Below are 26,838 nucleotides of genomic sequence, written 5' to 3' on the forward strand. Positions count from 1 at the left end.
CGGCTCGTCACTAAAATGACCCACCGGGTCATTTCTCAACGCTCCGCCCTCCCTGTTGCTGTATGCCCACACTGTATGCTCCTCCCCTCACCCCTTCAACACCCCCATCATCTTCTCCACGCTATGTTTCACACCGCGTGACAACGAATCCATGTATTCTTTCGCTGTAAGCAACTCTACTTCGTGTATGAGCTCAGGGTATTGCAGCGCCACCTTGTAGATGAAACGAAAGGCCGTATACCTCACCGCCGGCACTTTGGACGCCGTTTTCCAGAGCTTCACACATACACCCAGCAACCGACCTTCGTGATCCTCGTCCAGGTTCATCCTCACCAATATCTTGAGCAATTCCCGCATGTGGCCGTCGTCTTTCTTTTCCAGCATATCCATGATCTTCCCGACATAAGGCCGCACCCGCTTGTCGTTTTCCTCCACCACATTCGTGAGCAACCACGCCGCCCGCCAGGCATACGGCTGCCGGTCGGATATAGCCAAATCCAGGGCCTCCTTCACACTTTCCGGATGATCGTGAACGAACCGTACCATGTCGTCCTTCATGGTAGAAACCAAGACGTTTTCCAATTCGGTACGGGGTTCGGGATGGGGTGTTTTCATGTAGAGGGGTGTTTAAAATGCCCATCAAGTTATGGACAATTCCAATCTTTTGAAGTAGCTGTATGCTGTTGCTGTATGCTCCTGCTCAATTTCTCTCTATCTTGCGTCAAATCATCCCTCTATGTTTCGCAGCAAGTTGTTCGGACTCCTGGCACTGTCGGTGTTCGTTGTCAACCCCGCACATGCCCGTGCACAAACGGTTTACCATGAAGAACATTTCGATACACCTGTGGAATGGATCGGCATCAAGGAAGATGTCAAATGCAAGAACGGCAAGATGGTGATCACCGCCCGTTTCCAAACACCTTCTTCCTATGAACCCCATGACCCCAAAGCGTCCAGCGAATATCAGGGCTTCAGCGTGAACTCCACCTACTGCTCAGGGGAAGTCACCGCCCAATGGGTGAAGAACACAGAGAAACAATTGATCGACGGCGGGTTCGGAATGAAGTACTTCCCGTACCGGTTTGAGATCAAACAAGACGGCTCGTACCGCATCTTCCGATATGATACCAACACCAAGAAAGACAATGTCGTTTACTCCTCCAACGGAGCACCCGTGCCGGGTATCAACACCGGCACTGCAGAAAACAAGATCAAAGTGGTACGCCTGGGCGAAACCATGCGCCTGTTTGTGAACGACAACCTCATCAAGGAGTTCCCCATCAACTACCAGGCGAAGTATATCTACAGCAGCTTTCCGTTGTTCGCATCCGGCACCAACCAGGTGTTGTTTGATGATTATTATGTGAAGTCGGTGCCGGAGGAAGATGATCCGAAAAAGCAGGCCGCCGCCGCTTGTGACGAGGACGACCGCAACCTCAACGAGGCCCTGTACGACCTGGGCACCATGAAGGATGAAGACATCCAGGCGCTTTCACCCGCCGAACAACTGCTCGACCACTTCGGCATGTACGGCCTCTGCATGAAAATCAACCCGCTATGGATCCGCGATCCGAAACGCATCATCGCCAGCACGATCTCTTTCGGATCGGATGAAATGAAATCCCTCAAGGCCACCTTTCCCGCTTTTGATCCGGCGCCCACGCAATTCTCCATCACCCTGGCCCTCAACCCCGGTGACTTGCAACGAAAGAAGGATGCCTACGACAACATGCTGGGAGACGGACTGGAAGATTACTACAAACTCCTCGGCAAAGAACTGACCGATGAAACCTGGCAGGCCGTGTACGGCAACTATTCCAAAACATACAACTTCACCACCAAGGCCGGCAAAACCGGCGCCATGATCACCTACAACGTACCCGACCTCACCCTGAACGACCCGACCCTGAAGTCGGTGTACCTGAAATCACGCTTCACGGTGGTGTTCATGTACGACCACGGCGACAGTAAGATTGTGCAGTGCACCGTAGATTTCCAGCGCTCCCAGGTCGTTCAGAAACCCCTGCCGGATGACTTCAACAGCCTCGCCATGTTCTCTCCGGCAGATGAAGAGAAGTGCCTGGATTTCCTGGAAAAGATCTTCGGATCAATCCGGGAGGCAAAGTAGCAAAGGGGAGAACGTACGGGTAAAATAGAGCGAACCGCCAGTGTTATTCTTATTAACTTGCGGGGCATGAAAAACATTCCTATCCTATACAAGATACTACTGATTCGTTCCCTCCTGCTTTGCATATTCTTTTTCTCATCCCCACCTTCTGGTCATGCCCAATTTTATAGGTCTCCAAACGCCAATTATACGGAAGACCAGTTGTGGTATCATCCCGCCTATTCAGGAGCCGAGGGTCGCCCGGTGATCCAAACTACGGTTCGGGCCATTGATGCCATCTTATTCCCCAACTGGGAAGCCAACTTCATGGGCATTTCACTTTCTGCAGATTTGCCTTTACCTACACATCCTGCAGCCGGCATCGGCGTTAATTATATCAATTATGTATCCGTCTTTGGCAGTTTAGGGGAACAAAAGCTGAGTTTACCACTTTCCTACAGGATCTATAAGCAAGATTCCCTTACCTGGCTTCGCCTCGGGATACAACCAACATGCTTTTATGAAATGGGCATCTATGACTTCACTCCGGACCCTTTTCACCCACTACCCCCAATTGTAAATCCGGGTAAATCCACCCATCATGCCATTGCACTGGGCTGGGATCTCGGCGCATGGTTTGAATTGAAAGGTGCATGGTTTACCGGCCTTACGTTCCATAACGTAAGGCGCCCCAAACTGAGATACAAATATATAACCGATCATATTGAACAACAGTGGTGCTTTGTCACCGGGGGCAGATTTAAGCTGAACAACAAGTTCACCCTTTCACCTACTTTTCGCTATGACCTCGTCAAAGAAGGGACTCCTTATCGTATAAATTGGGTGGCGGATGCGGACTGGCGGCTGGGATTGTCATTATATGGCACCCGTGGCAATTACTATACGCTCATTTCCGCATTGTCCGGAGATGAAATCATTTTTGCTTCCGGCATCGCCTGCAGCAATCACGTGGTGCTGATGATCAACCTGGATTATTTTGCCGATTCTTTTTACTACATTATTTCAAAAAATGGAAACCTGGACGTCGAAGCAGGCGTGAAGTTGCGTTTGGGCAAGAAATAGCACAACACATATATCTCCAGGGGCATTGCTTCTTTCCGAAAATTTGCCTTAGTTGCAATGTGGAATGAACAGAATGCTTCCGTGTACTGTTCGTGTGTGCATCTTTCAACTTCCATCTTTCCAACCTTTGCGTCATGAGAAGATTTCTTCCATTTCTTGCTTTGCCATTGCTCCCGTTCCTCTGCATCGCCCAATCGCCCGAGCCTGCCCTGGTGGGCTACTGGCAGAACTGGAACGATGCGAACTGTCCATACGTGAGCCTGCCCCAGGTGAACAACAAATACAACGTGATTGAGATCGCGTTTGCCATCCCGAAACAGGGCACCACGTACGACATGGAGTTCACACCCGACGGCACCACCCAGGGTGCGCTGGTGACCGACATCCAGGCCCTGCAGGGCGCAGGCAAAAAGGTGCTGATCTCCATCGGCGGCGCCACGGCTACAGTGGCGCTGAACGACACCAACGAACGCAACACGTTCGTAACCTCCATGGAGAACATCATCCAAACCTATGGCCTCGATGGGTTCGACATCGACCTGGAAGGCAGCTCCGTGTCCATCAGCGGCGGTTCGGTCACGCAGATCGTGGATGCGAAAATCACCCACCTGGTGGAAGGCATCCGCCGCATCATGGCCTGGTACCGGCAAACATACGGGCGCAAACTGTTCCTCTCCTTCGCACCCGAGACGGCGTATGTGCAGGGCGGCATGTCATCGTTCGGCGGCATCTGGGGTGCCTACCTCCCCATCCTGGATGCGTTGCGCGATTCCATTGAGATCCTGCAGGTGCAGCTCTACAACAGCGGCAGCATGTATGGCATCGACCAGGGCATTTACACGCAGGGCACCGCCGACTTCATCGTGTCACAAACCGAAGCGGTGCTGCAGGGCTTCAACACATCCGGCGGGGCGTTCGCCGGCTTCCGGCAAGACCAGGTGGCGATCGGACTTCCCGCCTGCCCCAGCGCAGCCGGTGGCGGTTATGTAACGCCCGCCGTGCTGAAATCGGCCGTGCGTTACCTGCAAGGCGTGGGACCCAAACCGGGCAGCTACACGCGGGTGTCCACCTACCCCAACCTGCGCGGACTCATGACCTGGTCCATCAACTGGGACATGACGGCCAGCTGCGGCACGGCGAATGAATATTCAGACACATGGGACACGCTGTTCGGCGGCATCACAACAGCCGTTGTTGAACAGCCCGTTCAGGCGCAAGACCTCGTCCTCTTCCCCAACCCGGCACGGGCCGGACAAACGCTCCGCATCACCCACTCCGATCACATCCGTGAAGCCCGCCTCTACAGCGTGACCGGAAGGCTGGTGGTTGCATACGATGCAGGTAGTGGGGTTTGGGTGCTGCCTTCGGATTTGTCGTCGGGGATGTATATGGTGGAGGTAAGAGGAAGGGAAGTGCGTAGGATGAAGTTGGTGGTGGAGTAAAATCAGCAACTGCATACAGCAAGAGCATACAGTATACGTGCCATACAAAGCTGCCCGACATAGAAAGCTCTGGCAGGATACCGGTATTTAAGCTACCTTGTATTACTGCTTTTTCCAACCAGTAATACCATTGTAATGAGTAAAACTGCTACTGCCAAGGCTGCTCTGCCAGACGCTGAATCCGACCAAGTTCAAAACCCATTGGAGATTGGATATGGCCAGGTTTTGGATAGATTCCGAAACCATATTGCCCAGAAACACAACCGGCACATTTTTTTCTCTGCGAAATATGGTGTTGGAAAATCCACCTTTCTTGAACAGTTTTTTAAAATCAACAAGGACGAATACTACGCCATCACCCTAAAGCCTGTTAACTATGTGGTAAGTTCCAATGAAAGCATTTTTGAACTCATCAAAGTGGACATTATTAAACACTTGTATAATGATGATCATATTGATTTCGAAGAAAAGCTCAAAGTTGACACGATTTCGGCTGGCATTAGTTATATAAAAAACAGGCCCCTTGAGTTTGTAAAACACTTGCTCAGCATGCTCGCCAAACTGGATCCTATTATGGAAGTTATGGATGGAGGAGCTACCGCTGTTTATAAATTGATTCAAGACTTCTCCCAATTTGAGGAAAGGCTAAACAAGAAGTTAAAAACGGACGGGCAGCAACTGGCAGATAAGGCATATGAGCAGCATTTCACACCAGGTACGTATTACGAGTTTGACCTCATTTCAAGAATTCTGAAAGAAACCATCACTTCCATAAAAGACAAGCAAACGGTATTGGTGATTGATGACCTGGACAGATTGGATCCTGACCACATCTTTCGCATCCTGAATATCTTCTCTGCTCACAACAACCATCGGGAAGAAGAACACAAGTTCGGGTTTAAAAAGGTTATTCTCGTTGGAGATATTGATAACATCAGATGCCTATTTCAACATCGCTATGGCTCAAAGGCAGATTTTGGCGGATATATGGATAAGTTTTACTCCGATGAAATTTTTTCGTTTTCAAACGCCGACATCATTCGTCTGTTTGTGACACAGGAGCTAGAAACCAAACAGCTCAACAAATCTGCACTGGTTGTTCTGAGAGTTATTTTAGAGAACCTGGTCAAAGCCAATCTGATTACAGTAAGGCAAATAATGAAATACAGAAACTTTTCTAAGCCTGATGAATTCTCAGTAAATCGGGTTAGCCTTGATTTTTTAAAGACGAATACGTCGATATTAATTGATTCGTCAGCTGCTCAAACCGCTTGGTTATCTTCTGATGACATGCAGATTCTTTATATCATATCCTTCTTTTCTTCAATGTTTGGAAGCTTAGATGCATTTCAACAAGCGCTCAATACATTTACCCATAGCCAAAAACTATTGGAAGATGAACATAAAGAATGTTTTGTTGAGGTTTTTGCCCTTATGCATCGCATCTCTCAAGAACTTGAAGATAATGGCGATTGTAATATTTATTTTGACTTCAAAAAGGATAGAAATCAGAAGCTAATAGAAATCAATAAATATCCAACTGGCACATGCTTTAAGCTTCCATATAGACTTCAATTAATTTGGAACAAAGGAAATCGCTATACAGGGAATACGAGCTATTTTAAGGATTTTAAAGTAATCCCACTTAACCTTGGTGAAATAACTAAAATCAAAATACCTTTTTCAGATGTTTGCACCTATCTAAAACACTGCATCCAATACATCAATCAACAAGGTTTTGCTACGTCTTTGAACATCTCAAGCTAGCGTCTGGATTATAGTCTACTACCCACACCAACAGCCCAAGCTACTACACTGCCCCTGTATGCTCTTGCTGTATGCTGCATGCTCTACTTAACTCCCCCCGCTGGCGCGGACTTGTAGTCCGTGCTCCCAAACACTTTTCTTCCTCACTTAATCACCGTCACCCTGCCAATTCGCTGAATCAACCTTCCGTCGCAGTCTTCCGCTTTCACCAACCACACATACACATCTTCCTGCACCATGTCGGCGCCTTCGTTTGCGGTGCCGTCCCATCCGGCCAGGGATGTGGTCTCGTAAATGAGGTTGCCCCACCGGTCAAAGATGTACATCTCAAAGGTGCACACACCGTACTGTACGGGCTTGAAGGTTTCGTTGATGCCGTCGCCGTTGGGTGAGAACGCATCAGGCATGTAGAAGGTGAAGATGTCTTTCACGCATACGGTTTGCGACAAGGTATCCACACAGCCGTACTGGTTGATCAGTGCAAGGGTCACGTTGTAGCAGCCTGTGTCTTTGTACACGTGTGTGGGGTTCTGCGATGTGTCGGTGCTGTTGTCGCCGAAGTTCCACGACCATGCCGTGGCGTTGATGCTCTTGTCGAGGAAGCTCACCGTGGGCGACAGGATGGTGGTGTTCCACGGGTCGGCATCAAAGCTGGCGGTCGGAAGCGGATGTGCTGATATATAGCAGCTCTTGCTGAGCGACGCCGAGCATCCCTTGGCGGTGGTCACGGTGAGGGTGATGTCATAACATCCCGCATCTGCGAACATGTGTGAAGGGTTCACCTGGTCGGAAGTGGATCCGTCTCCGAACTCCCAGAAGTACGTGTCCCCTCCCGTGGAGCAGTTGACGAAGCCCACGTTGAGAGGAACACATCCTTCCGTTGAATCGCTGAAGCAAACGACCGGCTTATCCTCCATCACCACCACAACGGAGTCGGTTCGTGTGCAGCCCGCCGCATCGGTGACCGTCACGGTATAGGTGCCTTCACACAAACCTGTGGCGGTGGCGGAAGTCTGGTTTCCTGCGCCTGCATCCCATAGATAACTGAGGGCCGGTGTGCCGCCGGAAGCGGTCACAGTGCCGGTGCCATTGCACTGGGTGCAGGAAGTTTTTGTGGAGGATGCGGAGGATGTAATGACGGTCGGTTCGGTGATATCGGCACACAACGTGGCGGTACAACCGTTGGCATCGGTCACGGTTACGCAGTAGGTGCCGGCTCCAAGGCCGGAAAGATCCTGGGTGGTAGCAGGCAGATCCCAGCTATAGCTGTATGGGTTTACGCCTCCGGTGGATGTCAGGTCGATGCTGCCATCGCTGCCGCCGTTGCAGGATACATCGGTATGCGTTTCGGATATCACCAGGGCTGTGGGCTCAGTGATGGTAACGGTTTTGGATCCGGAACATCCGTTGGCATCGGTTGCTGTAACGCTGTAGGTACCCGGACAAAGACCTGTGGCGGTTTGCGTGGTCTGACCTCCCGGACTCCATAGGTAGGTATGGGGCGTCACACCTCCTGTGGGTGTAACGGTGGCTGTACCGTTGCAGGCGCCGTTGCAGGTCACATCGGTGTTGGTGACATTCGCGGCGAAGCCGCCCGCCTCATTCACGGAAATGGTAATGGAGGTCGTACAACCCTGGCTGTCGGTGACAGTGACGGTATAGACACCCAATGGCAGTCCTGTAGCCGTGGCAGAGGTCTGAGATGAAGGATCATCCCAGAGATAGGTGTATCCGGGCGTTCCGCCGGAAGCGGTTACAGAGGCCGTGCCGTTGGATGCACTGCAGTCGGCCTCCGTGGAATCAGGAGCAAGTGTGATGAGCGTGGGTTCGGCAAGTGTCACGGATGTCGTGGATGTGCACCCGTTCACGTCGGTGACGGTCACCTGGTAGGTTCCGCTGCAAAGTCCGGAAGCGGTGGCGGAAGTTTGGGAAGAAGGATCATCCCATGTGTATGTATACCCGGGCGTACCCCCTGAAGCCGTAACAGTAGCGGTACCGTTGCAAGACCCGTTGCAGGATGGATCAACGCCGGTGGCCGATGAAGTAACCGGCGTAGGTTCGGTTAATGTAACGGAAATGGTATCGGCACAGCCGTTTGGTGTACTGACGGTTACGTGGTAGGTGCCTGCACACAGTCCGGTGATGGTGGCAGAGGTTTGAGAACCCGCATCATCCCACACATAGGTGTAGGGTGTGATTCCACCGGTAGCGGTTACCGTGGCCGTGCCGTCACAATCGCCGTTGCAGGTGATGGGTGTGGATGTAATGGATAACGTGGGCGCAGGGGTGACTGTCACCAGCACGGAAGCTGTATCGGTGTTGCCGTCGTTGTCGGTGACCGTTGCGTGATAGCGGGTGGTGGTGGCCGGACATACGTGGATGGGACCTTCCGTGGTGGATGTAATGCCATTGTCCCACGCATACGTATAGGGTGTTGCGCCTTCGGTGGTGTTGGCCAGCAGGTCGGTGCATTCACCCATGCAAATAGTGTCCGGAGTGGCGGTGATGTTGAGGATGGGACCACACGGAACGTACACGCCTTTCACAATAACGGTATCGATCCATTGCAGCGCATTGGCACACACATCCTGGTTGGCATCTGTAACGGTTACATAATAGGTACCGGGCGTGAGACCGGTGATGGTTTGTGTGGTATCTCCCGTACTCCAGATGTAGTGAAACGGCGGCGTGGCGCTCGGATCGTTCACGGTAACCGTTCCTGTTCCCAGCACGCAGCCCTGGACGGGTGTGCTGGCGGTATCAATGCAAGTGGGGCATGTGATCGGGGCCAGTTTCTGCACAAACCCTTTTCCAGTTACATACAGGGTATCATCGCTCAGGGGATCGAACTTGAGGTCGTATACATCGTTGGTCACGGGGAAAGACACATCGAAAACGAGGTCGGATGTATAGCGTTTCACCACGCCGTTCACACCCACATACACGCGGCAGCAGCTGTCCACATCAAGGCCTCCGTACTTGTCGAAGCCACCCCCCACGGTAATTTGTTTCACGATGTTGCCCGATGCGGGATCGTAGGCGCGCAGGTTGTTGCCGTCATAGGTGTAGATACGGTCGTTGCAAACCACCATGTTGTTCACACCTGTGGACCAGCCCCTGGCAAAGGGTGATGCGCCCGGGTTGATGAACGAGCCCTGGCCGAGTTCCATCATCAGGCTCGGTTCGTTGACGCGCCACACAGCAGTTCCGGGAGTGGCGGTGGAGGATTTGCAGAACTTCGGCGCCGTGGTGGAACTGTTCGGACTGGTATTGGTGGCGTTGGTGATGTACACGAACGAGCTGGTGCGGTCGGTGGTCAGGTAACAGATGTCTTCGGTATTGCCGGCGGTACCCCAGGGGCAATAGATGGTTCCGGTGGTCAGGCTGGTGTCGGTTTTCACAAGATGAGCGCCGTTGTTGCTGCCACCCCCGGCCCACAACACACCGTTGTTTGTAACGGTGTTGTAGAAGAGCCGCCAGCCGAATTCACTCACGTTCGGCACGTTCCGCGTGGTGATGGCGCCATTGGTGGTGGCCAGGATGTAACCGGTGCTGCCAGCGCCGATGCCCATGCCCACAATGGCCTTTCCGCCCTTAAGCACAACCATGTCGCCATAGGCCCCAAGGTTGGTGGAAGCCAGTCCGGTGGCTGTCCACTGCGCCACACCGGAGGAGTTGAACTTCTTCACCTGGTAATTGTAAGAAGGCGTGAAGCCGCCGTTGGATACGCCACCGCCCATCACGTAGACGTTGTGGTGGTAATCCATACGGATGGTATAGCCGCCGTTGGTGCTGGTGAAACCGGGGGTAATGCTCCAGATGGAAGTGAAGGGATCGATCACCAGGGTCTGGGTTTTGTCATAGTCGGGCACCGCAAACGATACCACGTTTTCGTGAAGGATGAACCGCGCCGAGACGCGTCTGCCTTCGTGGCCGATGTAGGAAAGCGACGGTGCATGGTCGGTGATGTTGCCTTCGGGAACCGCAAGCACAACGTTGCCGTCATCATCCTTGGAAACAGCCTGCATGCCACTGTACCGCATCTTCACCTGCGAAATGTCTCCGCCGGGATGCACGATGATGCTGTACTTTACGCCGAGGGTGGAGCCGACGTTTTCCGGGAACATATACTCCACATCAATGTGAGGGTAGATGTTTTTGTAAATGAGTTTTCGGTAGGCTTTGGCGATGATGGACCGGCCTTCCATCGGGGGATTTTTTCCAAGGTATGAGTAGGTATCGTGCACCTGATCTTCGACCACCATCTCCGCATTCGGGTTTGCGCCCAGCCATTGCATGTGAACATACGCCGATTGGTCGTTGAAGAACCGACTCAGGCGCTCATCGGGTTTGCGGCCGTCGCGGTTGTATTCTTCCACTTCCTCCAGAATTCTTTCCCTGCCCTCTTCCCGGTTGTAACGGGATTTTAGCTTCAGGTTGATCATGTGGTAGCTGAGTCCTTCAGGTGTGAAGTACACCTTCATCTCACCGTTGTTGATGCCGTATTTGACATCCTTCAAAGGTTGACCGTCAGGCAGGTCAAACTGACCGTTGTTTTCGATGAAGACTTCGGCTTTGAACGGATTGTCCACCTTCCATCCGTCCGGACCGATGACCTGACAGAACCCTCCAGTAGAGGCGGTTTGGGCGCACAACCGGGTTGTCGCCACAGACAGAACCATTAAAGCCAGGGTGATGCAGGTGGTTCGCAGGAACGCACAACAGCATACCCTCCGGGGGAGATGCTTTAACATACCAAGAAAGATTAAATCGGACAGGCGCCATTGGAAATCTGCGCCAAACACTACACTACGGGAACAAAGGAAGGAAATTAAAACCGAACGTACAAAATAATATCATTCGGTTTTTTGGCTTGAAAAAAGCCAATTGCATGTTAACCATCTTGTTTTAAGTACTTTATTGTTTTGCAAAAGATGAAATTAACCAAATTTATTACCTGTAGGTTATGGACAAATCGTAGCTTATTTGTAGGAATTTGACTTTTGTGCAAGGGCAAGGGGTGTAGGCATCCGTAAACCGAATGAACAGCTAAGCTTACCTCACGCCGACAGTTCCGGCAATTACACTGCAACTGTATGCTGTTGCTGTATGCTTGCCCGCCGTAGCCTTGGCGAAGGAGGGCTCTCTACTCATTCAGGTGTTCCCGGATCGCACGCACCATGGCTTTCACGTGATCCACATTCTCCTGTGTACCGGGGTCCTTGATCTTTCCGGCAAAGGCCGCGATACCGAGCCGACTCATCTCCATGCGAAGTTCCTTCAGTTTGGCAAGCAATGCCTTCGACACATCTTCTTTGGCAAAGTATGGAAGCAGCATGAAGATGTTGTCCAGGTATAGGTTTTGTTGCTGCCAGAGCATGTCGAGACCTCGGGTGCCTTTACGTGATGTTTCAAGGGATAGGTAGAGTCCTTCCACATAGCAACCGATCATCAACATAAGCCCCAGGTCTTCCTGGCCGTTCTGGTGAAAGTACTGTCCGGCATGGCTGTATGTTTCCAGAACAATAGAAAAGATGGAATCCGGATGGTTGGTGTTGTTTTGAAGCCTGTCGACCAGGGAACGGTCGGTGGGCAGGTGAATGTTCATTTGCCCCAGGATGGATTCAATTTGTTTCGCATAGGATATCGCCGACGGATAGTCACCGTACACCGCCGCATAACCCATGTCAATACAAAGCATACCGGTGCCTACTGATCTTTCGAACGGCGACCGGTACACCCTGGGTTTCCCCACAGGGATCAACAAGGCCGGTTCGTAGCTCAGGCCGGCCAATTTCAAGGTAGTAGACACCTGCAAAGGCGCCGGAAAGAGAAGCACCTTGGCTTCGTTATCGCCCAGGTTGAGGCCGGCGATGAGATCACCGGCCGATTCGGAGGGGGCGGGTTCTTCCTGCACCGTGCTTTCACCCGCACATCCATACACACACATCCACAACACAAGCCCCCCTATCAGTTTGCTGACAGGTAGGTGGTTCATTTCGTTATGATTTTCTTGGTATAAGTTTCTTTGGCTGATTTACCGGAAACAATGTATATGCCCGGCTTGAGGTTGTTATGCACATCCACCTGGAACGAAAAAGAGCCATCCGCTTCACGTACCGGCACCCGTGAATACACACGCTGCCCGGAGGCATCCAGCATTTCCACTTCCATTTCGGCGCTTTCTTCTTCACTGCATTCTGAGAGTTGCACCGTACATGTGCCCGGACATGGATTGGGATACACCTTCAACACACAACTGCCGCCCTCGGTGTTCTGGTAATCCACTGCCACGATGTGGAAGTATTCGAAATCACCGTTGAAGTCGGTTTGCTTCAGCCGGTAGTAACTGGTACCGGATATCGGATTCTCGTCCACAAAGGAATAACTGAGTGGTGTGTTGCTGGTACCATGGCCCGGCACGCGACCTACCTCTTCGAATGTGGCCCCGTTGCGACTGCGCTCAAGCGTAAAATATTCATTGTTGATTTCCGTACCGGTCTTCCACTCCAGGGATACCTTCCGGTTGTCGGTCAGGTGTGCATTGAATGAAAGCAGGTGAATGGGAAGCGGAACCGAGTACCCAACGGTCACATCCACAAAATCTACATTGGCGGCTCTGGCCGGGCCTCCTCCTCCTGTGTTCACCGCACGAATGCCAATGCCGAATGTGGGGTCATTCACGTCTGCCGCCGAAAGAGAAAGGCCCCAGCTGTCGTCTTCAGCACCGTAGGTTTCAACAGATCCGGATGATGTCCATCCGGTAATGGAGGCTTTGTCATCTCCCATGGGAACACCGCCGATGAACAGGCGCACTTCCTGGTCTTTAATAAAACCGGCACTTTTTGACTTTTCCACATTGATGCTGATACCATTGACAATAGAACCCTCCGGCAATGCGAAACCCAGGTCCCTGATGACCAGGTAATGGGAAGTTTCTCCGGGCAAAAGGTCAACGGTTGTGTTGCTGCCATCGTCACTGTAGACGGAGGTCAGGTCAGTCCAGGCCTGATCACCGGACGACACATCATCTTCGGCCAGAGAGGGCAACAAAGGGCCTTCAACTTGCCCATGGACCGACAGGGTTGCGAGTTGGAAACCGGTCCTGATAAGCACTGCGATACGGGTATGGTATGTTTTCATAGGCATCCGTATTGGTATTACAGGACTATACGGTCGAACGCACGGATAGGTTATTAGGTAGAAGTCCGCTCACTCTCCTGGTGTACCGCTCCTGCATAGGAACTGTATGCTCTTGCTGTTGTTCTTGCTACTCCCCCGTACTTTCCCTTAATTTCTGAAGAGAACATCCTACATTATTCAAGGCAAAGCCCTACCTTTGGCTGGCATCCCGGCCGTACACTCATACATCATACATGAGATTCACAGAATTTGATTTGAATGAACAGATTTTGGAAGCCATTTCCTACATGGGTTTTGAAGAAGCTACACCCATTCAGCAAAAGGCCATTCCGGAAATCCTGAAAAAGCGGGACCTGATTGCCTGTGCACAAACGGGCACGGGCAAAACAGCTGCATTTGTTCTTCCCGTGTTGCACGACCTGGCGGAAAATCCGACCAGCAACCTCCATACATTGATCATTGTTCCCACCCGTGAACTTGCCATCCAGATTGATCAGCAAATACAAGGCTTATCTTATTTCCTGGGTGTAAACTCTCTTGCCATCTATGGCGGGGGCGACGGCAGCGAATGGGATACACAAAAAAATGCACTCAGTGACGGTACCAATATCGTGGTGGCCACGCCCGGGAAACTGATCTCACATCTGAACCTGGGCAACGGCGACCTGAGCAAGGTTCGTCATTTTGTGCTCGACGAAGCGGACCGGATGCTGGACATGAATTTTTACGACGACATTTGCCGCGTAAAAAAGTTCCTGACCGGACTTGAACACATCTCCATGTTCAGCGCCACCATGTCTCCCAAGATCCGAAAACTTGCACAAGAAATCCTGAAAGATCCGGTGGAGATCAGTCTGGCCGTTTCCAAACCGGCAGAACGCGTGCAACAATCTTGTTACGCCGTTCATGAAAGTCAGAAGGCTCCGCTTGTGCTGGAATTGATCGCACAACGTCCGGACTTCTCCAAAATCCTGATTTTCTCATCCACCAAACGCAAGGTGAATACCATTGTGCAAGCCCTTCAGAAAGGTGGTTTTTCTGTGGAAGGGATTTCGTCTGATCTCGAACAAAAGGAACGCGAAGAGGTACTGCATCGCTTCCGTTCCGAGAAAACCCGTGTATTGGTAGCTACAGACGTATTAAGCCGTGGCATCGATATCAAAGACATCCAGCTCATCATCAACTTTGATGTACCGAATGAAGCGGAAGATTACGTGCACCGCATCGGTCGTACGGCCCGTGCACAAGGCCACGGTGAAGCAATTACATTGGTGACACCGGATGATTACAGGAAACTGCTACGGATCGAACGTATGATTGACGGCGAGGTACCCAAGGGGGAACTTCCCGCAGCGTTGGGTACATCACCCGAATTGAAGGATATGGGACCCGGTGATCGCAGACCGGGGAACGGACACCACCGCAACAACGGCGGTAACCGGAAATCTTTTCAGGGGAACAAAAGACGCAAGGGAAAACCCCGCTCAGATCAGGCTTCCGGCAACAAGAACCGGCCTACATCCTAACGCTGATCCATTGAAATGTAATCGCGGTTTCGCTCGCCCACGTATATCTGGCGCGGACGACCGATGGGTTCCTTGTTGGCAATCATCTCTTTCCATTGTGCAATCCACCCGGGTAAACGCCCGAGTGCGAACATCACCGTGAACATGTCGGTGGGAATGCCCAATGCGCGATAAATGATACCCGAATAGAAATCTACGTTCGGATACAACTTGCGTTCCACGAAGTACTCATCTTTCAATGCCACTTCTTCCAGTCCTTTCGCAATCTCCAGCACAGGATCGTTGATGCCGAGTTTATCGAGCACATCATCTGCAGCTTTTTTAATGATGCGTGCCCGGGGGTCGAAGTTTTTGTACACGCGGTGGCCGAAGCCCATGAGACGGAAGGGATCATTTTTGTCTTTGGCTTTGTCGATCCACTTGGCGGTACCACCTCCGTCTTCCTTGATCTTCTCCAGCATCTCGATAACGGCCTGGTTGGCGCCACCATGGAGCGGCCCCCACAATGCGATCACACCAGCTGAAATGGAAGAATAAAGGTTCGCTTGTGAAGATCCCACGATGCGAACGGTGGATGTGGAACAGTTCTGTTCGTGATCTGCGTGAAGGATCAATAACTTGTCGAGTGCACTTTCAACGATCGGATCTATTTCATAGGCTTCCGATGGCTTCTCAAACATCATGTTGAGGAAGTTGGCGCAGTAACTCAGGCTGTTTTTCGGGTACACCACCGGATGACCGATCGAGTTCTTGTAAGCCCATGCCGCAATGGTAGGAAGCTTGGCAATCAAACGACAGATGGTCAGATCCACCGCTGTAGAATTGCGGTTCGGATCAAGGGAACCCGGATAGAAAGACGATAGTGAACACAGCAGGCTGGCCACCACACCCATCGGATGCGCCTTTGGCGGATATGCCTCATAAAAGCGTTTCATATCCTCGTGGATGAGGGTATGCCGGGTGATGTTGTTGACGAAATTGTGAAGCTGTTCTTTTTTGGGAAGGTCCCCGTATATCAGCAGGTAGGCAACTTCCAGGAAGGTGGATTTTTCAGCAAGTTGCTCGATGGGATAACCGCGGTACCTCAGGATACCCTGTTCGCCATCAAGAAAAGTAATGGCACTTGTAGTTGCTCCTGTATTCTTAAATCCGGAATCTAGTGTGATAAGGCCGGAAGAATCGCGCAGCGCGCGGATATCAACCGCTAATTCGTTCTCGGTTCCTTCAATGACATCCAGATTGTACGATTTATCCTGGTATTGAAGGACCGCGGTATTTTTTTCCATGGAAATTGAAATTAAATTGAATCACAAATCTATTATAACTTCTTTATTTCTCGTCGTCTGAACAGAATGCCCAGTGAAATTTCGTGTGTACCATAATTGAAAACCTGGATGTCAGTCATGGAAATTTCATACGAATACCGGATGTTCATTGAACCTACCATGAAGCTCAGGAAGAAGGCGGCTCTCTCTTCAGGACGATAGGAAGCACCCACCCACAGGCTGTCGTTCCAGGTGATTTTTCCATTGATATCAACCACGGTGTTTTCAGGTGCCTCGGGGTCATCCAGCATGGCAATGACTGACGGCTCAAATGCGAGTTTCCCTCCCAACCGGAATCGGTTTCCGGCCATGGCACAAAATGTTCTTTTCTGGGTATGCGCTTCCACCTGGTTATCGAACCAGGGCAATTTCTTTTCGGTATCCAGCATGTTCAGCACAGATACACCCAGGAAATATTTGTGCAGGTTGTATTTTGTGCTGTAGAGATACAGTCCGGCATTCGCATCCGGAAGGTAGGAGCGACGAAAACCTTTTTGAATCAATTGGTCATTTGGATCATCGAAATCCAGCAACCGATAATCGATGACATACTGAGCCAACATCCCAGAAACCCCGAAGGCAAACATCGAATTGAGTGAATAGGGCACACGGTAACTCCAGGAGTAATTGATGGAGTTAAGGCTGGCAGGGCCCGCACTTTGATTCATCAGGCCAATGCCCATGCCCACACGATACTGAAACAGCAACCCATCGAAGGATACGGTATGCTGCGCAGGTGCATGCTCTATACCCATCCATTGCCTTCTCACCGTTGCACGCATGGGATTATGGTCTTTGCTGCCTGCCGTGGCCGGGTTGTAGAAGTAATCGTTCATCAGCAGGTTCGGGTACTGGATCTCGAATTGAGCCATGGCTGTCTGGCCCGTTAGCAGGAAAAGGAGGGCAAGACCCAATATGTTCTTTCGCGTCATGTATCTACCTGATTATCTCAATATGGTAATCGGACCGGTGATCTTGGATTCATTGTTGTGCAAATCCAGGATGTAGTAATATGTACCCGCAGGCATGTCATTACCTTCTGATCTGCCGTCCCACGGAAGCGGTCGTTCATTCGTATCAAAAACCAACTTCCCTTTCAGGTCGAATATCTGCAATTCCGCACCGGGGAATTTCTCAATGTTACGAACCGTCCATGTATCATTGGTTCCATCGGCATTTGGGGTAAAACCACTGGGTGCGGTTACGCATGTGGCCTCAATCAATTCCAGGTGCAGTGTATCGGTTGCGGCGCATCCGCGTGCATCCGATACGGTGATGAGATAATCTCCGGGAATGACCTCTTCGATTTCTCCCCCGGTAGAACCATCAGACCACAAGAATTTATGCGGGAGTGTACCTCCGGATGCCACGATTTTAACGCTGTACTCGGTGCGATCACATGAAGGCGGATCTGATACGGTGTATACTTTCAGGATGGTAGGCTCGATCACGATGGCTTCATTTGTAGACGGGCAACCATTGGCGTCCAGAGCAATTACCGTATAGCGACCGGCGTCCAAGCCTTTGATGGTATCCGAAGTTTCACCGGTGGTCCACAGATAAGAATAAGGTGGTGTTCCACCATCCCCCTTTACCACACCCATCCCGTCGACCAGTCCGTTGCAACTGATGTTTATGCCTTTGGCCGCAGCATTGAACTTGTCAGGCTGGGAGACAGTGACCGATACCGTGTCCGGACAACCGTTGCCGTCGCTCAGACTCAGTATATATGTTCCTGCAGGCAGATTAGACAGATCTTCTGATGTAGCACCATTGCTCCAGCTATAAGTGTACGGTGTGGTACCGCCTGTAACAGTCACGTCGATCGAGGCTGTGGCCTGGCCATTGCATTTGATTTCCGTATTGGTATAGGTGGGTTCCATTCCTGAAGCGGGTTCAGTCAACGTGGTAGACTCATTCGCCACACATCCCCTCACATCCGAAACAACCACTGCATAAGAACCGGCCGAAAGCCCGGAAATGTCTTGGGTGGTAGAGCCTTGCGTCCATACATAAGTAAAAGGAGGGCTTCCACCTTCAATTTCCACATCAATCGCCCCGGTCTGATTTCCCAGACAACTGATGTTGGTGGTTGTAAAATTAATCCTCAACGTATCGGGGTCATGGATGGTGTCATTCTTTCCGCACGCCAGGTTCCATCCCCCCGTGCCATCCGAGAGGTAAACTTCGGTTTCATAGGCCGCGGCTCCCAGACCGGTGAAGGAATAAGTGCCCTTGGATGTGGCCTCCTGAAGCAGGCTCGCATTTTTTAACAACCGGTACTTCTTATCTGTGGTGTTATCACCGGAATAAATCACCGTGAGAGAAGCATCCTGTTTCCCGGGACAGGAAGGCTTCACAATGGAGGTAATGCACTGCGAGTTGCCTTTCAATGCAGGCAACATCAACAGGATCATATACATGATTTTGTATCGGGAAAACCAGGACAAGGGTGCAAACTTCATTCTAAAATCCATGCCTTTCATACACATCCGGATGTCATCACTACAATAATACCAGAAAAACCAATGCTCGGGGACCAACGGCTGGATGGAGTTGTGCCGCGTGTCCGAAAACCTGCCAACCTTTCTGAAGGAAGGGAAACTAAGATAGGAAAAAACTCCTGAACAGACCAAGCTCCACTGAAAATTTTCTATATTTGATAAGGAGGATTCGTAACCAGAGGTGTGCTTATCCCCGCTCTAGTTTTGTGAAGTGAAGAAAAAACCGGTCATCTTATTGGGTGTGTTCCTGAACGTGTCGCTGCTGGTGATGCTGCTTTCAGGTACGTTTCACTTGTGGGCGCACGACATGCACCCCAACTGTGTCCACGAAGACGGCCCTGCCTTCGTTACACACCACCACCACTGTGAACTCTGCAGTGCCCCCATACCTGCCTTTGCATTGGTGTCTCCTCCAAATGAGATCTCACCTACAACATATTGCGATTTTACACAACCCACCCGAACTGAACTTTCTTTCTTTGCTACTGTTATCTGCCCTCCTCTGAGGGGACCTCCCTCACTGCTTGGATAAACAATGAATTTTCTTGTCCTCATCCTCTCATAGTCGGATGCCAGGACCTTGTTTGACCAATCATTTTATATCATGAAAAAAATATGTCTGGCCATATTGGCCATGGCCGTTTTGCTGCCCGCATTAAATGTGCATGCCCAATCGGCTTTATCAGGAAAAATAACAGAAACCGAAGGCGATTCCCCTGTTTACATGGCTGCCATTTACATTCCCGACCTGCAGAGGGGTTGCCTGTCGGATTCAACCGGACACTATAGCCTGACCAAAATACCCAACGGTACTTATAAGGTTCAATATTCATACCTGGGTTATCAAACAGAAATCAGAAGTATCGTCTTCGATGGCTCCACCCGGGAAATGAACGTTGAAATGCAGCCCAGCGTGGTGGAAACCCACGAGATCGTAGTTACCGCCGGATACGCATCCCACCAGGATGAGAACCCTATTAAAGTAGATCAGTTGTCTTCGAGAGAACTGCAACGCGCCGGTGGGTCTAACCTAGCTGCTTCGCTTACCAAAACACCTGGGATCAGCTCTGTCTCCACAGGTTCCGGGATAGGTAAACCGGTCATCCGCGGACTGAGTGGAAACCGCGTGGTTGTTTTCAGCCAGGGCATTCGCATTGAAAACCAACAATGGGGAGATGAACACGGCCTTGGAATAAGTGACGACGGAGTAGAAAAAGTGGAGATTATCAAGGGACCCGCATCCCTTTTGTATGGCCCCGATGCCATGGGAGGTGTGATCAACATCATGGATGAAAAACCTGCCGAGATCCATACGGTAAAAGGTGATTTTTCCACCAAGCTTTCTTCTGCAACCATGGGACACCAAACCGGCGTCGGGCTGAAAGGAAGCGGTGATGTGTTCCGTTTCAATGTCCGTGGCAGCTATGCGAACCATGCCGACTACCGCATGGGTGACGGCGTGAAAGTAACCGATTCCCGCTTTAACGAACGTGGTGTCAAAGCTTCCGTCGGTATGCACAAGGGCATCATGGCAAGCGACCTGCACTACACCCTGGTGAATACCCACCTCGGACTTCCGGAAGAAATCGGGGATCAATCCAACAGCCGTACCCCCATGCTGCCCTACCAAACCGTTACCACCCACATTCTCTCATCAGTCAACACCTTGTACCTGGAGAAAACCCGCATCAAGTGTAATGTGGGATATCTCGCCAATGACCGGAGGGAATTCGAAGATGGCACCACACCGGGCCTCCACATGAACCTCCATACACTCACATGGGACGGCCGACTCTATATGAATCCCAAACAGGACAAATATGAGCTTATCGTAGGACTGCAAGGCATGTCGCAAACCAACCACAACTCCGGAGAAGAATGGCTTATCCCTGACGCGGCCACAAACGACGTGGGCGTGCTGGGTCTGGGTAAATGGAATTTCGATCATGCCAACATCCAGGCCGGATTGCGTTTCGACAACCGCAACATCCGCACCATGCACATGAGCGACGGAGATCCGCCCGGAGGTCTGGTGAACAACAACTACCGCAGTGCAAACGGATCCATCGGCATTTCCTGGCACCCGGGAGAAGTATGGGTTCTGCGTACCAATCTGGCCACCGGGTTCCGTGCGCCCAACCTGGCGGAACTCACATCCGATGGTGTGCACGAAGGAACCAACCGGTATGAAGTGGGAAACCGCAACCTGATGAGTGAACAAAATCTGCAATGGGACGCCAGCGTGCACCTGCATGGCAAGCACGTTACCTTTGACCTTGCAGGGTTCTACAATCACATCAACCATTACATCTATATCCAACCCACCGCCATGTGGGATACCGCCAATGCAGTGTACATCTTCCAGTATGTACAATCCAACGCCAACTTGTTCGGCGGTGAATTCATGGTTGATATTCACCCACATCCGTTCGACTGGCTGCACATCGAAAATGCCCTCCAACTGGTGTCGGGAGAACGCAGCGACAAGGAGGCATTGCCCCTGATCCCCGCGCCTGAAATCCGGTCATCATTGGTGTGCAACCTGAAGGCCCTCGGAAAACTCAAAGAACCGTATGTGTCTTTCGAAGTGGTGAACACCCTGGAACAATCCCACGTGAATCGGCTGCTTGAAACCACATCTCCGGGGTACAGCCTGTTCAATGTTTCCCTGGGCGCTTCCTTTAAAGCAGGAAAACAAACGCTGGACGTGGACATCGGTGTGGATAACCTGACCGATAAAACCTATATTCCCCATTTGTCAAGGTTAAAATCCGAAGGCATTTTCAATCCGGGAAGAAACTTCCGGGTCGCTGTGAAAATCCCCTTTGCCATCAAGCGTGCCTGAGCCTCAAAAGCAAACAACATGAAAACACCGCATATCATTTCAACCATACCCGTGATGCTGCTTGCAGGCATGTTCCTGTGCGGATGTAAGCGCGACAAAGATGTCGACTGCCCCGAAGGCTACATCCAGGTGGGGGACCATTGCGAGGAAGAACAGGAGATCATCACCAGCGTGATCCTGCACCTTACCCTTGATACCACACACATCTCCTACTCCTATAAGGATGTGGATGGAATTGGCGGGAACCCACCCGTTATAGATACGATCAAACTTCTGCCCGACACCACGTACACGGTTGAACTGGAAATCCTGGACGAATCAAAGAACCCGGTGGATGATATCACCGCTGAAATCAGGAGCAGAAAAGAAGAACACCAATTCTTCTACAACACGGATGGCAGCCTGCAACTCAACGTGACCTACAACGACCAGGATGACAACGGGTATCCGGTCGGGCTCTCTACATCGTTTGTATGCTCAACTGCCAGCAACGGAAACCTGGAGGTGGTGCTGAAACACCAACCTGGCACCAAAGACGGCAACCAAACCACCGGAGCAACGGATGTGGATGCAACATTCCCGGTGGTGATCAAGAAATGGTAATGATGGATGTCATTGTGATTCGGCAGCGACTTTTGTACTTTTATGATGCTTCCCCTTTAAACTCCATGCGATGAAACCGATGAAACGGCTGTGGCTGGCATTTCTTTTTACCATACCATGCGTAATTGTGTCAGCCCAGAACTCCGGAGGCAATCTCCCACCCCACCCCGCCCCCAATGTATCATTCGGGGTAACCGGACTTTGCCTCGGGGATTCAACATACTTCACCAACTTCACCTCCCAAAGCCCTTACGAATACAATTGGTACATCCTGAATTCAGACTCGGATACGATTTTCAAATCGATGGACATCAACCCCGTCTACCTCTTCCCACAGACAGGAACCTATACGGTCGGGTTAATTGCCAACAACGGTCACATCACAAGCCTTAGTTATGAGCTCGAGATCGGGAATACACCCAAAGCCAAGTTCGACGTCCAGTACTGCACCAAAGGAGGCATGCGGTTCGTGAGTCTTTCCAGCTGCGCCGACAGCTACAAATGGATTTTTGAAGATGGCACGACGGAGGATCAACCTTTTATTGAACACAGGTTCGACAGCCTTGGCACCCACCTGGTAACCCTGATCGCATCCAATGGTGCGGTAAGTGATACGGTGACCGACTCCATCACCATTTATTCACTCGGCTTTCCACTCGGTACTTACACCTTCACCCAACAAAAAGACGTGGCGTTTTTCACCCCCGACGACATCGACTGCTCTTTTTATTCATGGGATTTTGGTGACGGCGTGGTTGTAGATACGGTAAGCCCCGTCACCATCAAGCATGTGTTTGATCCGGACGACGATATAGACATCTATAATGTCATCCTGTTCGTGATCAACCCCTGTGGCTACGGGAATTCCGAACAATTGATCGACACGCGGCAAACCACCGGTTTGGATGACGTTGGTCCCATGGCCAACCTTCGCCTCTTTCCGAACCCCGGTCACGAGGCACTCACCCTGACAGGTATTCCCGCCGGATCCGATCACCATTTGAACATCTATTCTTCAGAAGGAAGGCTGATGCTTTCCAAAGATCTGCCACCCGACACCAAAGACATTTCGGTAGGTCTCCGGGTGCCGCCGGGTGTTTACGTGGTGGATGTGGTCGGCCATGAAGGGAGCCGCCACCTCATGTGGGTAGCACAATAGCAACGCATCAGGAAGCCTGCGGGTGCTTTCTTTTTCCCGTCAGCATTTCAAAGGGTAGCTTCAGGCGAATGGCCACGTTGCGACCGACTTCATCCGAGTAATACCGCAAGCGGTTTAGGTATGAACGATACCGCACATCAAATAAATTGGTGACCTCAATACCGGCCGATAGCACCTGCCCTCCCACTTTGTAATCCACACCGGTTTCAATGGATGTGAGCGCATACGGGCCCGGCGCTTCAACCGGTTCGCTGTTTTCAGGAACACGGGTTTGCCTTTCCACGAACATCACTTTCCATTTCAGGTGTGCCGATAGTTTTTCATCTTTCCGTTTCCAATGCATGCCCAGGTGATATCCCCCCTGATCCGGAGGCATCAGTGCCAGGTAGTCGTCGATGCTTTTGTTGAACCCCCTTACCACCGAGTACTGGCCACCTACTTCGAAGTATTTCCAGATATCGAACGTACCCCGGATATCGGCTCCGTGCATGCGAACTTCAGCTTGCTCATAAGCCAGTGTAGGGAAGATACCACGGATGGTAAGGGTTGGTGACCTTTGCGGAGCGAGGAAGATGTAATCATGAAATGATTTGAAGAAGGCACTGCCATACACGTGTGCCCACTTGCGATCGAAAGTAGCTCCGGAGGTCAGGCTGAACATGGTTTCGGATTTCAGCCTGGAATTCCCTTTGATGAAAGATGCTTCTCCGTGGTTGATGCCGTTGCTGAAAAGCTCGGCCACACTGGGAGGTCGGTAGGCTGTACCTGCGTTCAACTTCCATGTCAGGTATTCGTTCAGCAACCTGGAAGCGCCCACGCTGAAAGCGTAGTTGTTATACTCAAGCTGTTCCGGCAGCGTATCATTTTCCATACGTGGCCGGATCTTGTTGCTTTCATAATCCCACCGTAGGCCGGTTTCCAACATCCATACACCTTTCTGATAACGTTCAATCCCGTACACACCGAAAGTCATGTCATCATGCTTGGGAAGATAAAATGCATTGGTGATGGTGTTGCGCAAAAAGCCCAGGTCAATGCCGGCCTCGGTATGCAGCGGTTTGGTGTGTGTCCGCTGCCAGGAAAGGCTGACCAGGTTGGTGGTGATCTTATAACTTAGCTGAGGCGCCAGGCTCTCGTCCAGAATGTCGTAACCATGGTACACGTCGTACTCCTCCCGTCTGTTGAACTGCCGCGACCACGTCAGGCTCCAATTTGTTTTTCCTTCACCCGGGTGGAAAACGGTGTTCACCTTGAACAACTCATGTGCGGCCGCCTGTTTCGGGCGGAACAGGTCGTAACTGAACTTGGCCGTATCCGGGATGTTCCCCTCAAAGGTGTTCACAAGGTCACGCAGGGTATGGATATGTGATCCGCGGTATACGCCTATTTCCGCATTGTATTGGCTATAAAAAACCGACGCCTCCCAGTGTTCCCGTTTGTAGCCCGCTGCATACGAAAAGTTGTTTTCCTTAAACCCGGTGTTCGACAACAGGTAGTCAGGCGCACGTGCCGTACCGGCCCTGACCAATGTTCCCTGCAGGCGCCAGCTGAAATGTTTTAGCTTGGGGAAGTAGCCTCCGATCTGGGCGGAGGCTACACCCTCCTTGTTGTTGGTGAAGCCCACCAGGTTGAGTTCACCTTCGATGCCAGGCATATAGCGCAACGGCGGCGCATCCACCAGGATCACACCCCCCATTGCATCCGACCCGTATTTGACACTGGCAGCACCCTCGATCACGGTGATCTTCGATGCCACAAACGGGTCGATCTCCGGCGCGAAATCCATGCTCCATTGCTGACCTTCCTGGCGTACACCATTGTTCAATATCAACACCCGGTTGCTATGAAGACCATGGATCACTGGTTTGGCAACACCATTCCCTTTTTCAATCATGGTAACGCCGGCTACTTCGCCCAGCGTCTGACCCAGTGACAAGCCCCGTTTGGCAGCCAGTTGTTCTGATTTCACTTCCACCGATTGCTGGCTCACCACATCTGCTTTTTGGGCAACCACAGATACATCTCCCAACTCCACCACACCGGACTTCATGGTAACCACAACCGGCTTACCTCCGGTTTGCACGGTGGTATCCAGCCGTTCATATCCGATGCTTGAAAAAATCAGGTGATACTTTCCTTTGCATAGATGTTCGATGGAGAAGGACCCGTCATCACCGGTGGTACTCCCCAATTGCGTGGAATCGATGACAACCGATACAAATGACAACGGTTTGCCGTCTGAGACTACTTTACCTGCAATCCGTTCCCTGCATGGTTTCTGTTGTGCATGGATCCCGCTTGTCAGACAGCAGGCCACGATGCCAACAATCCAAAACAACCGGGTATGCAAGGGTCTCAATGTTGCACCAGGATTTTTCTTGCCAGCCGGTAGGGGCCCGCTTCAAGCACCAGGATGTAGGAACCGTTCACCAAACCATGCATGTCCAGATAGCCGGTGTTCAATCCTGCAGAACATCCCCCCATCGCCATCTCGAGGCACGACCTTCCGCTCATATCCAGCACATGCCAGTTAACCGTTGCCGGGAGTTTCAGCGAGAAATCATATCCAAGTTCATCCCCGGACACAACCGATGCGCCTCGCCATTTCACGAACCCGTCGGCAGGTGCAAGTTCATATGTACCGGTTCCGAGGTATTCTACCACAGGGTAAAGGGCGAAATGTAGTTTGTATTGTTGGTCCATTTCGGTGTACACATCATTCCAACCGGGCGTTTCTGACGATTGGTGAAAGCGCACCATGTTGCGGCCGTAGTTGGACAGATCGGCAGCATCTCGTGTACCGTCTTCGGAGGTGAGTAACACCAATGTATCGTTTCCAAGTACGGAAGGTGTGTGCAGGTAGTCGGGCACTTCAAATGTGACAAAGAATTTGCCCTTGAATTTGATGGGGGTTGAAAAGGCCACGTAGGTGGGCGTGCCATCCTGGTGGAGCTTATCATGTGTAACGGATTGACCGGTCAACTCGATCAGGGGTTTGGGTTGGGTGCCAACGGGCCGGTACAAATGGTACGAAACTTCCTTGGTTGTGCTGGTGGAGGTACCGTAATGATGGGCAACCACACCGACAATGCGAACGCTGTCGGTGACCTCATAGAACTCGGCCCATCCGAGATCTGCATAGATATTGTGTCCGGAAAAGTATCCCCATTTTTTGATGCCGAAATCTTCGCCGGTGTACCGGTACTTGACCAGCGTCTGACCGGGAAAGATGTGCCGAAGGGTATCGGTTTGCGCCATTGACGTGGCAGGCAAACCAAAGAGCGCACCCGCGAGAACCAGTAATGTAACAGCGTATCTCAATGTAGCAGAGGTG

The 26,838-nt window shown here is 51.3% G+C and carries 18 protein-coding genes; 9 read left to right on the plus strand and 9 right to left on the minus strand.

Going from position 1 to position 26,838, the window contains the following annotated elements; all coding sequences use genetic code 11:
• Nucleotides 1–87 precede the first annotated feature (87 nt).
• Nucleotides 88–615, minus strand: coding sequence for a hypothetical protein (locus H6585_14280; GenBank protein MCB9449497.1), 528 nt, complete (start codon nt 613–615; stop codon nt 88–90).
• 121 nt (nt 616–736) lie between these two features.
• Here H6585_14280 and H6585_14285 point away from each other — a divergent pair, with 121 nt between their 5' ends.
• The 4 genes from H6585_14285 to H6585_14300 all read left to right on the plus strand — a co-directional run bounded on the left by H6585_14285 (nt 737) and on the right by H6585_14300 (nt 6,399).
• Nucleotides 737–2,128 carry a hypothetical protein gene (locus H6585_14285; protein MCB9449498.1) on the plus strand — a complete coding sequence of 464 codons (1,392 nt, stop codon included), beginning with the start codon at nt 737–739 and terminating at the stop codon, nt 2,126–2,128.
• Between the two features lie 66 nt (nt 2,129–2,194).
• The gene (locus H6585_14290) at nt 2,195–3,190 is read left to right on the plus strand and encodes a type IX secretion system membrane protein PorP/SprF (GenBank protein ID MCB9449499.1); all 996 of its coding nucleotides are present in this window, start codon (nt 2,195–2,197) and stop codon (nt 3,188–3,190) included.
• A 134-nt stretch (nt 3,191–3,324) separates the two neighbouring features.
• Nucleotides 3,325–4,632, plus strand: coding sequence for a T9SS type A sorting domain-containing protein (locus H6585_14295; GenBank protein MCB9449500.1), 1,308 nt, complete (start codon nt 3,325–3,327; stop codon nt 4,630–4,632).
• A 135-nt stretch (nt 4,633–4,767) separates the two neighbouring features.
• Nucleotides 4,768–6,399: a hypothetical protein gene (locus tag H6585_14300; GenBank protein MCB9449501.1), complete on the plus strand. Its 1,632-nt coding sequence runs from the start codon at nt 4,768–4,770 to the stop codon at nt 6,397–6,399.
• A gap of 143 nt (nt 6,400–6,542) precedes the next feature.
• Here the strand turns inward: H6585_14300 and H6585_14305 are convergent, their stop codons facing one another.
• The 3 genes from H6585_14305 to H6585_14315 form a co-directional block, all read right to left on the minus strand.
• On the minus strand, nt 6,543–11,153 hold the full coding sequence (locus H6585_14305) for a gliding motility-associated C-terminal domain-containing protein (GenBank protein ID MCB9449502.1): 4,611 nt from the start codon (nt 11,151–11,153) through the stop codon (nt 6,543–6,545).
• Nucleotides 11,154–11,545: 392 nt separating this feature from the next.
• A complete protein-coding gene (locus H6585_14310; GenBank protein MCB9449503.1) occupies nt 11,546–12,397 on the minus strand; it encodes a hypothetical protein in 852 nt (283 codons plus the stop codon).
• Entirely contained in the window at nt 12,394–13,542 is a 1,149-nt protein-coding gene (locus H6585_14315) for a T9SS type A sorting domain-containing protein (protein MCB9449504.1), read from the minus strand. Before H6585_14315 ends, H6585_14310 begins: the two co-directional genes overlap by 4 nt.
• 233 nt (nt 13,543–13,775) lie before the next feature.
• On the opposite strand from H6585_14315, the gene H6585_14320 reads away from it, so the two are divergent.
• Nucleotides 13,776–15,068, plus strand: a complete 1,293-nt coding sequence (locus H6585_14320; protein ID MCB9449505.1) for a DEAD/DEAH box helicase — start codon at nt 13,776–13,778, stop codon at nt 15,066–15,068.
• Here the strand turns inward: H6585_14320 and H6585_14325 are convergent.
• From H6585_14325 to H6585_14335, 3 genes are read right to left on the minus strand one after another with little or no spacing between them, the layout of a single operon-like run.
• Nucleotides 15,065–16,354, minus strand: a complete 1,290-nt coding sequence (locus tag H6585_14325) for a citrate synthase (protein ID MCB9449506.1) — start codon at nt 16,352–16,354, stop codon at nt 15,065–15,067. The two genes, H6585_14320 and H6585_14325, sit on opposite strands and share 4 nt — an antisense overlap.
• Before the next feature lie 32 nt (nt 16,355–16,386).
• Nucleotides 16,387–17,325 (minus strand): PorP/SprF family type IX secretion system membrane protein, encoded by a 939-nt coding sequence (locus tag H6585_14330; protein ID MCB9449507.1) that lies wholly within the window; start codon nt 17,323–17,325, stop codon nt 16,387–16,389.
• 12 nt (nt 17,326–17,337) lie between these two features.
• Nucleotides 17,338–18,810: a gliding motility-associated C-terminal domain-containing protein gene (locus H6585_14335; protein MCB9449508.1), complete on the minus strand. Its 1,473-nt coding sequence runs from the start codon at nt 18,808–18,810 to the stop codon at nt 17,338–17,340.
• A gap of 298 nt (nt 18,811–19,108) precedes the next feature.
• Between H6585_14335 and H6585_14340 the strand changes: the two genes are divergently transcribed.
• From H6585_14340 to H6585_14355, 4 genes are all read left to right on the plus strand, one after another.
• Nucleotides 19,109–19,429: a hypothetical protein gene (locus H6585_14340; protein ID MCB9449509.1), complete on the plus strand. Its 321-nt coding sequence runs from the start codon at nt 19,109–19,111 to the stop codon at nt 19,427–19,429.
• A 72-nt stretch (nt 19,430–19,501) separates the two neighbouring features.
• Complete coding sequence (locus H6585_14345; protein MCB9449510.1) at nt 19,502–21,742, plus strand: TonB-dependent receptor; 2,241 nt, start codon at nt 19,502–19,504, stop codon at nt 21,740–21,742.
• A gap of 18 nt (nt 21,743–21,760) precedes the next feature.
• Nucleotides 21,761–22,345: a hypothetical protein gene (locus H6585_14350; protein ID MCB9449511.1), complete on the plus strand. Its 585-nt coding sequence runs from the start codon at nt 21,761–21,763 to the stop codon at nt 22,343–22,345.
• 79 nt (nt 22,346–22,424) lie between these two features.
• Nucleotides 22,425–23,504: a hypothetical protein gene (locus tag H6585_14355; GenBank protein MCB9449512.1), complete on the plus strand. Its 1,080-nt coding sequence runs from the start codon at nt 22,425–22,427 to the stop codon at nt 23,502–23,504.
• Between the two features lie 7 nt (nt 23,505–23,511).
• On the opposite strand, the gene H6585_14360 is transcribed toward H6585_14355, so the two are convergent.
• Both H6585_14360 and H6585_14365 read right to left on the minus strand, forming a co-directional pair.
• On the minus strand, nt 23,512–25,863 hold the full coding sequence (locus H6585_14360) for a TonB-dependent receptor (GenBank protein MCB9449513.1): 2,352 nt from the start codon (nt 25,861–25,863) through the stop codon (nt 23,512–23,514).
• Nucleotides 25,860–26,825 (minus strand): hypothetical protein, encoded by a 966-nt coding sequence (locus H6585_14365; GenBank protein MCB9449514.1) that lies wholly within the window; start codon nt 26,823–26,825, stop codon nt 25,860–25,862. The genes H6585_14360 and H6585_14365 overlap by 4 nt, the downstream gene beginning before the upstream one ends.
• Nucleotides 26,826–26,838 lie beyond the last annotated feature (13 nt).

Source organism: Flavobacteriales bacterium (assembly GCA_020635855.1).
Taxonomy (GTDB): Bacteria; Bacteroidota; Bacteroidia; order JACJYZ01; family JACJYZ01; genus JACJYZ01.

What these genes read in the sequence shown, in the direction of transcription:
- H6585_14280 (MCB9449497.1), bottom strand. Translation starts at nt 615, where the DNA reads ATGAAAACACCCCATCCCGAACCCCGTACCGAATTGGAAAACGTCTTG.
- H6585_14350 (MCB9449511.1), top strand. Translation starts at nt 21,761, where the DNA reads ATGAAAACACCGCATATCATTTCAACCATACCCGTGATGCTGCTTGCA.
- H6585_14305 (MCB9449502.1), bottom strand. Translation starts at nt 11,153, where the DNA reads ATGTTAAAGCATCTCCCCCGGAGGGTATGCTGTTGTGCGTTCCTGCGA.
- H6585_14345 (MCB9449510.1), top strand. Translation starts at nt 19,502, where the DNA reads ATGAAAAAAATATGTCTGGCCATATTGGCCATGGCCGTTTTGCTGCCC.
- H6585_14290 (MCB9449499.1), top strand. Translation starts at nt 2,195, where the DNA reads ATGAAAAACATTCCTATCCTATACAAGATACTACTGATTCGTTCCCTC.
- H6585_14285 (MCB9449498.1), top strand. Translation starts at nt 737, where the DNA reads ATGTTTCGCAGCAAGTTGTTCGGACTCCTGGCACTGTCGGTGTTCGTT.
- H6585_14355 (MCB9449512.1), top strand. Translation starts at nt 22,425, where the DNA reads ATGAAACGGCTGTGGCTGGCATTTCTTTTTACCATACCATGCGTAATT.
- H6585_14320 (MCB9449505.1), top strand. Translation starts at nt 13,776, where the DNA reads ATGAGATTCACAGAATTTGATTTGAATGAACAGATTTTGGAAGCCATT.
- H6585_14315 (MCB9449504.1), bottom strand. Translation starts at nt 13,542, where the DNA reads ATGAAAACATACCATACCCGTATCGCAGTGCTTATCAGGACCGGTTTC.
- H6585_14300 (MCB9449501.1), top strand. Translation starts at nt 4,768, where the DNA reads ATGAGTAAAACTGCTACTGCCAAGGCTGCTCTGCCAGACGCTGAATCC.
- H6585_14325 (MCB9449506.1), bottom strand. Translation starts at nt 16,354, where the DNA reads ATGGAAAAAAATACCGCGGTCCTTCAATACCAGGATAAATCGTACAAT.
- H6585_14295 (MCB9449500.1), top strand. Translation starts at nt 3,325, where the DNA reads ATGAGAAGATTTCTTCCATTTCTTGCTTTGCCATTGCTCCCGTTCCTC.
- H6585_14330 (MCB9449507.1), bottom strand. Translation starts at nt 17,325, where the DNA reads ATGACGCGAAAGAACATATTGGGTCTTGCCCTCCTTTTCCTGCTAACG.
- H6585_14310 (MCB9449503.1), bottom strand. Translation starts at nt 12,397, where the DNA reads ATGAACCACCTACCTGTCAGCAAACTGATAGGGGGGCTTGTGTTGTGG.
- H6585_14335 (MCB9449508.1), bottom strand. Translation starts at nt 18,810, where the DNA reads ATGATCCTGTTGATGTTGCCTGCATTGAAAGGCAACTCGCAGTGCATT.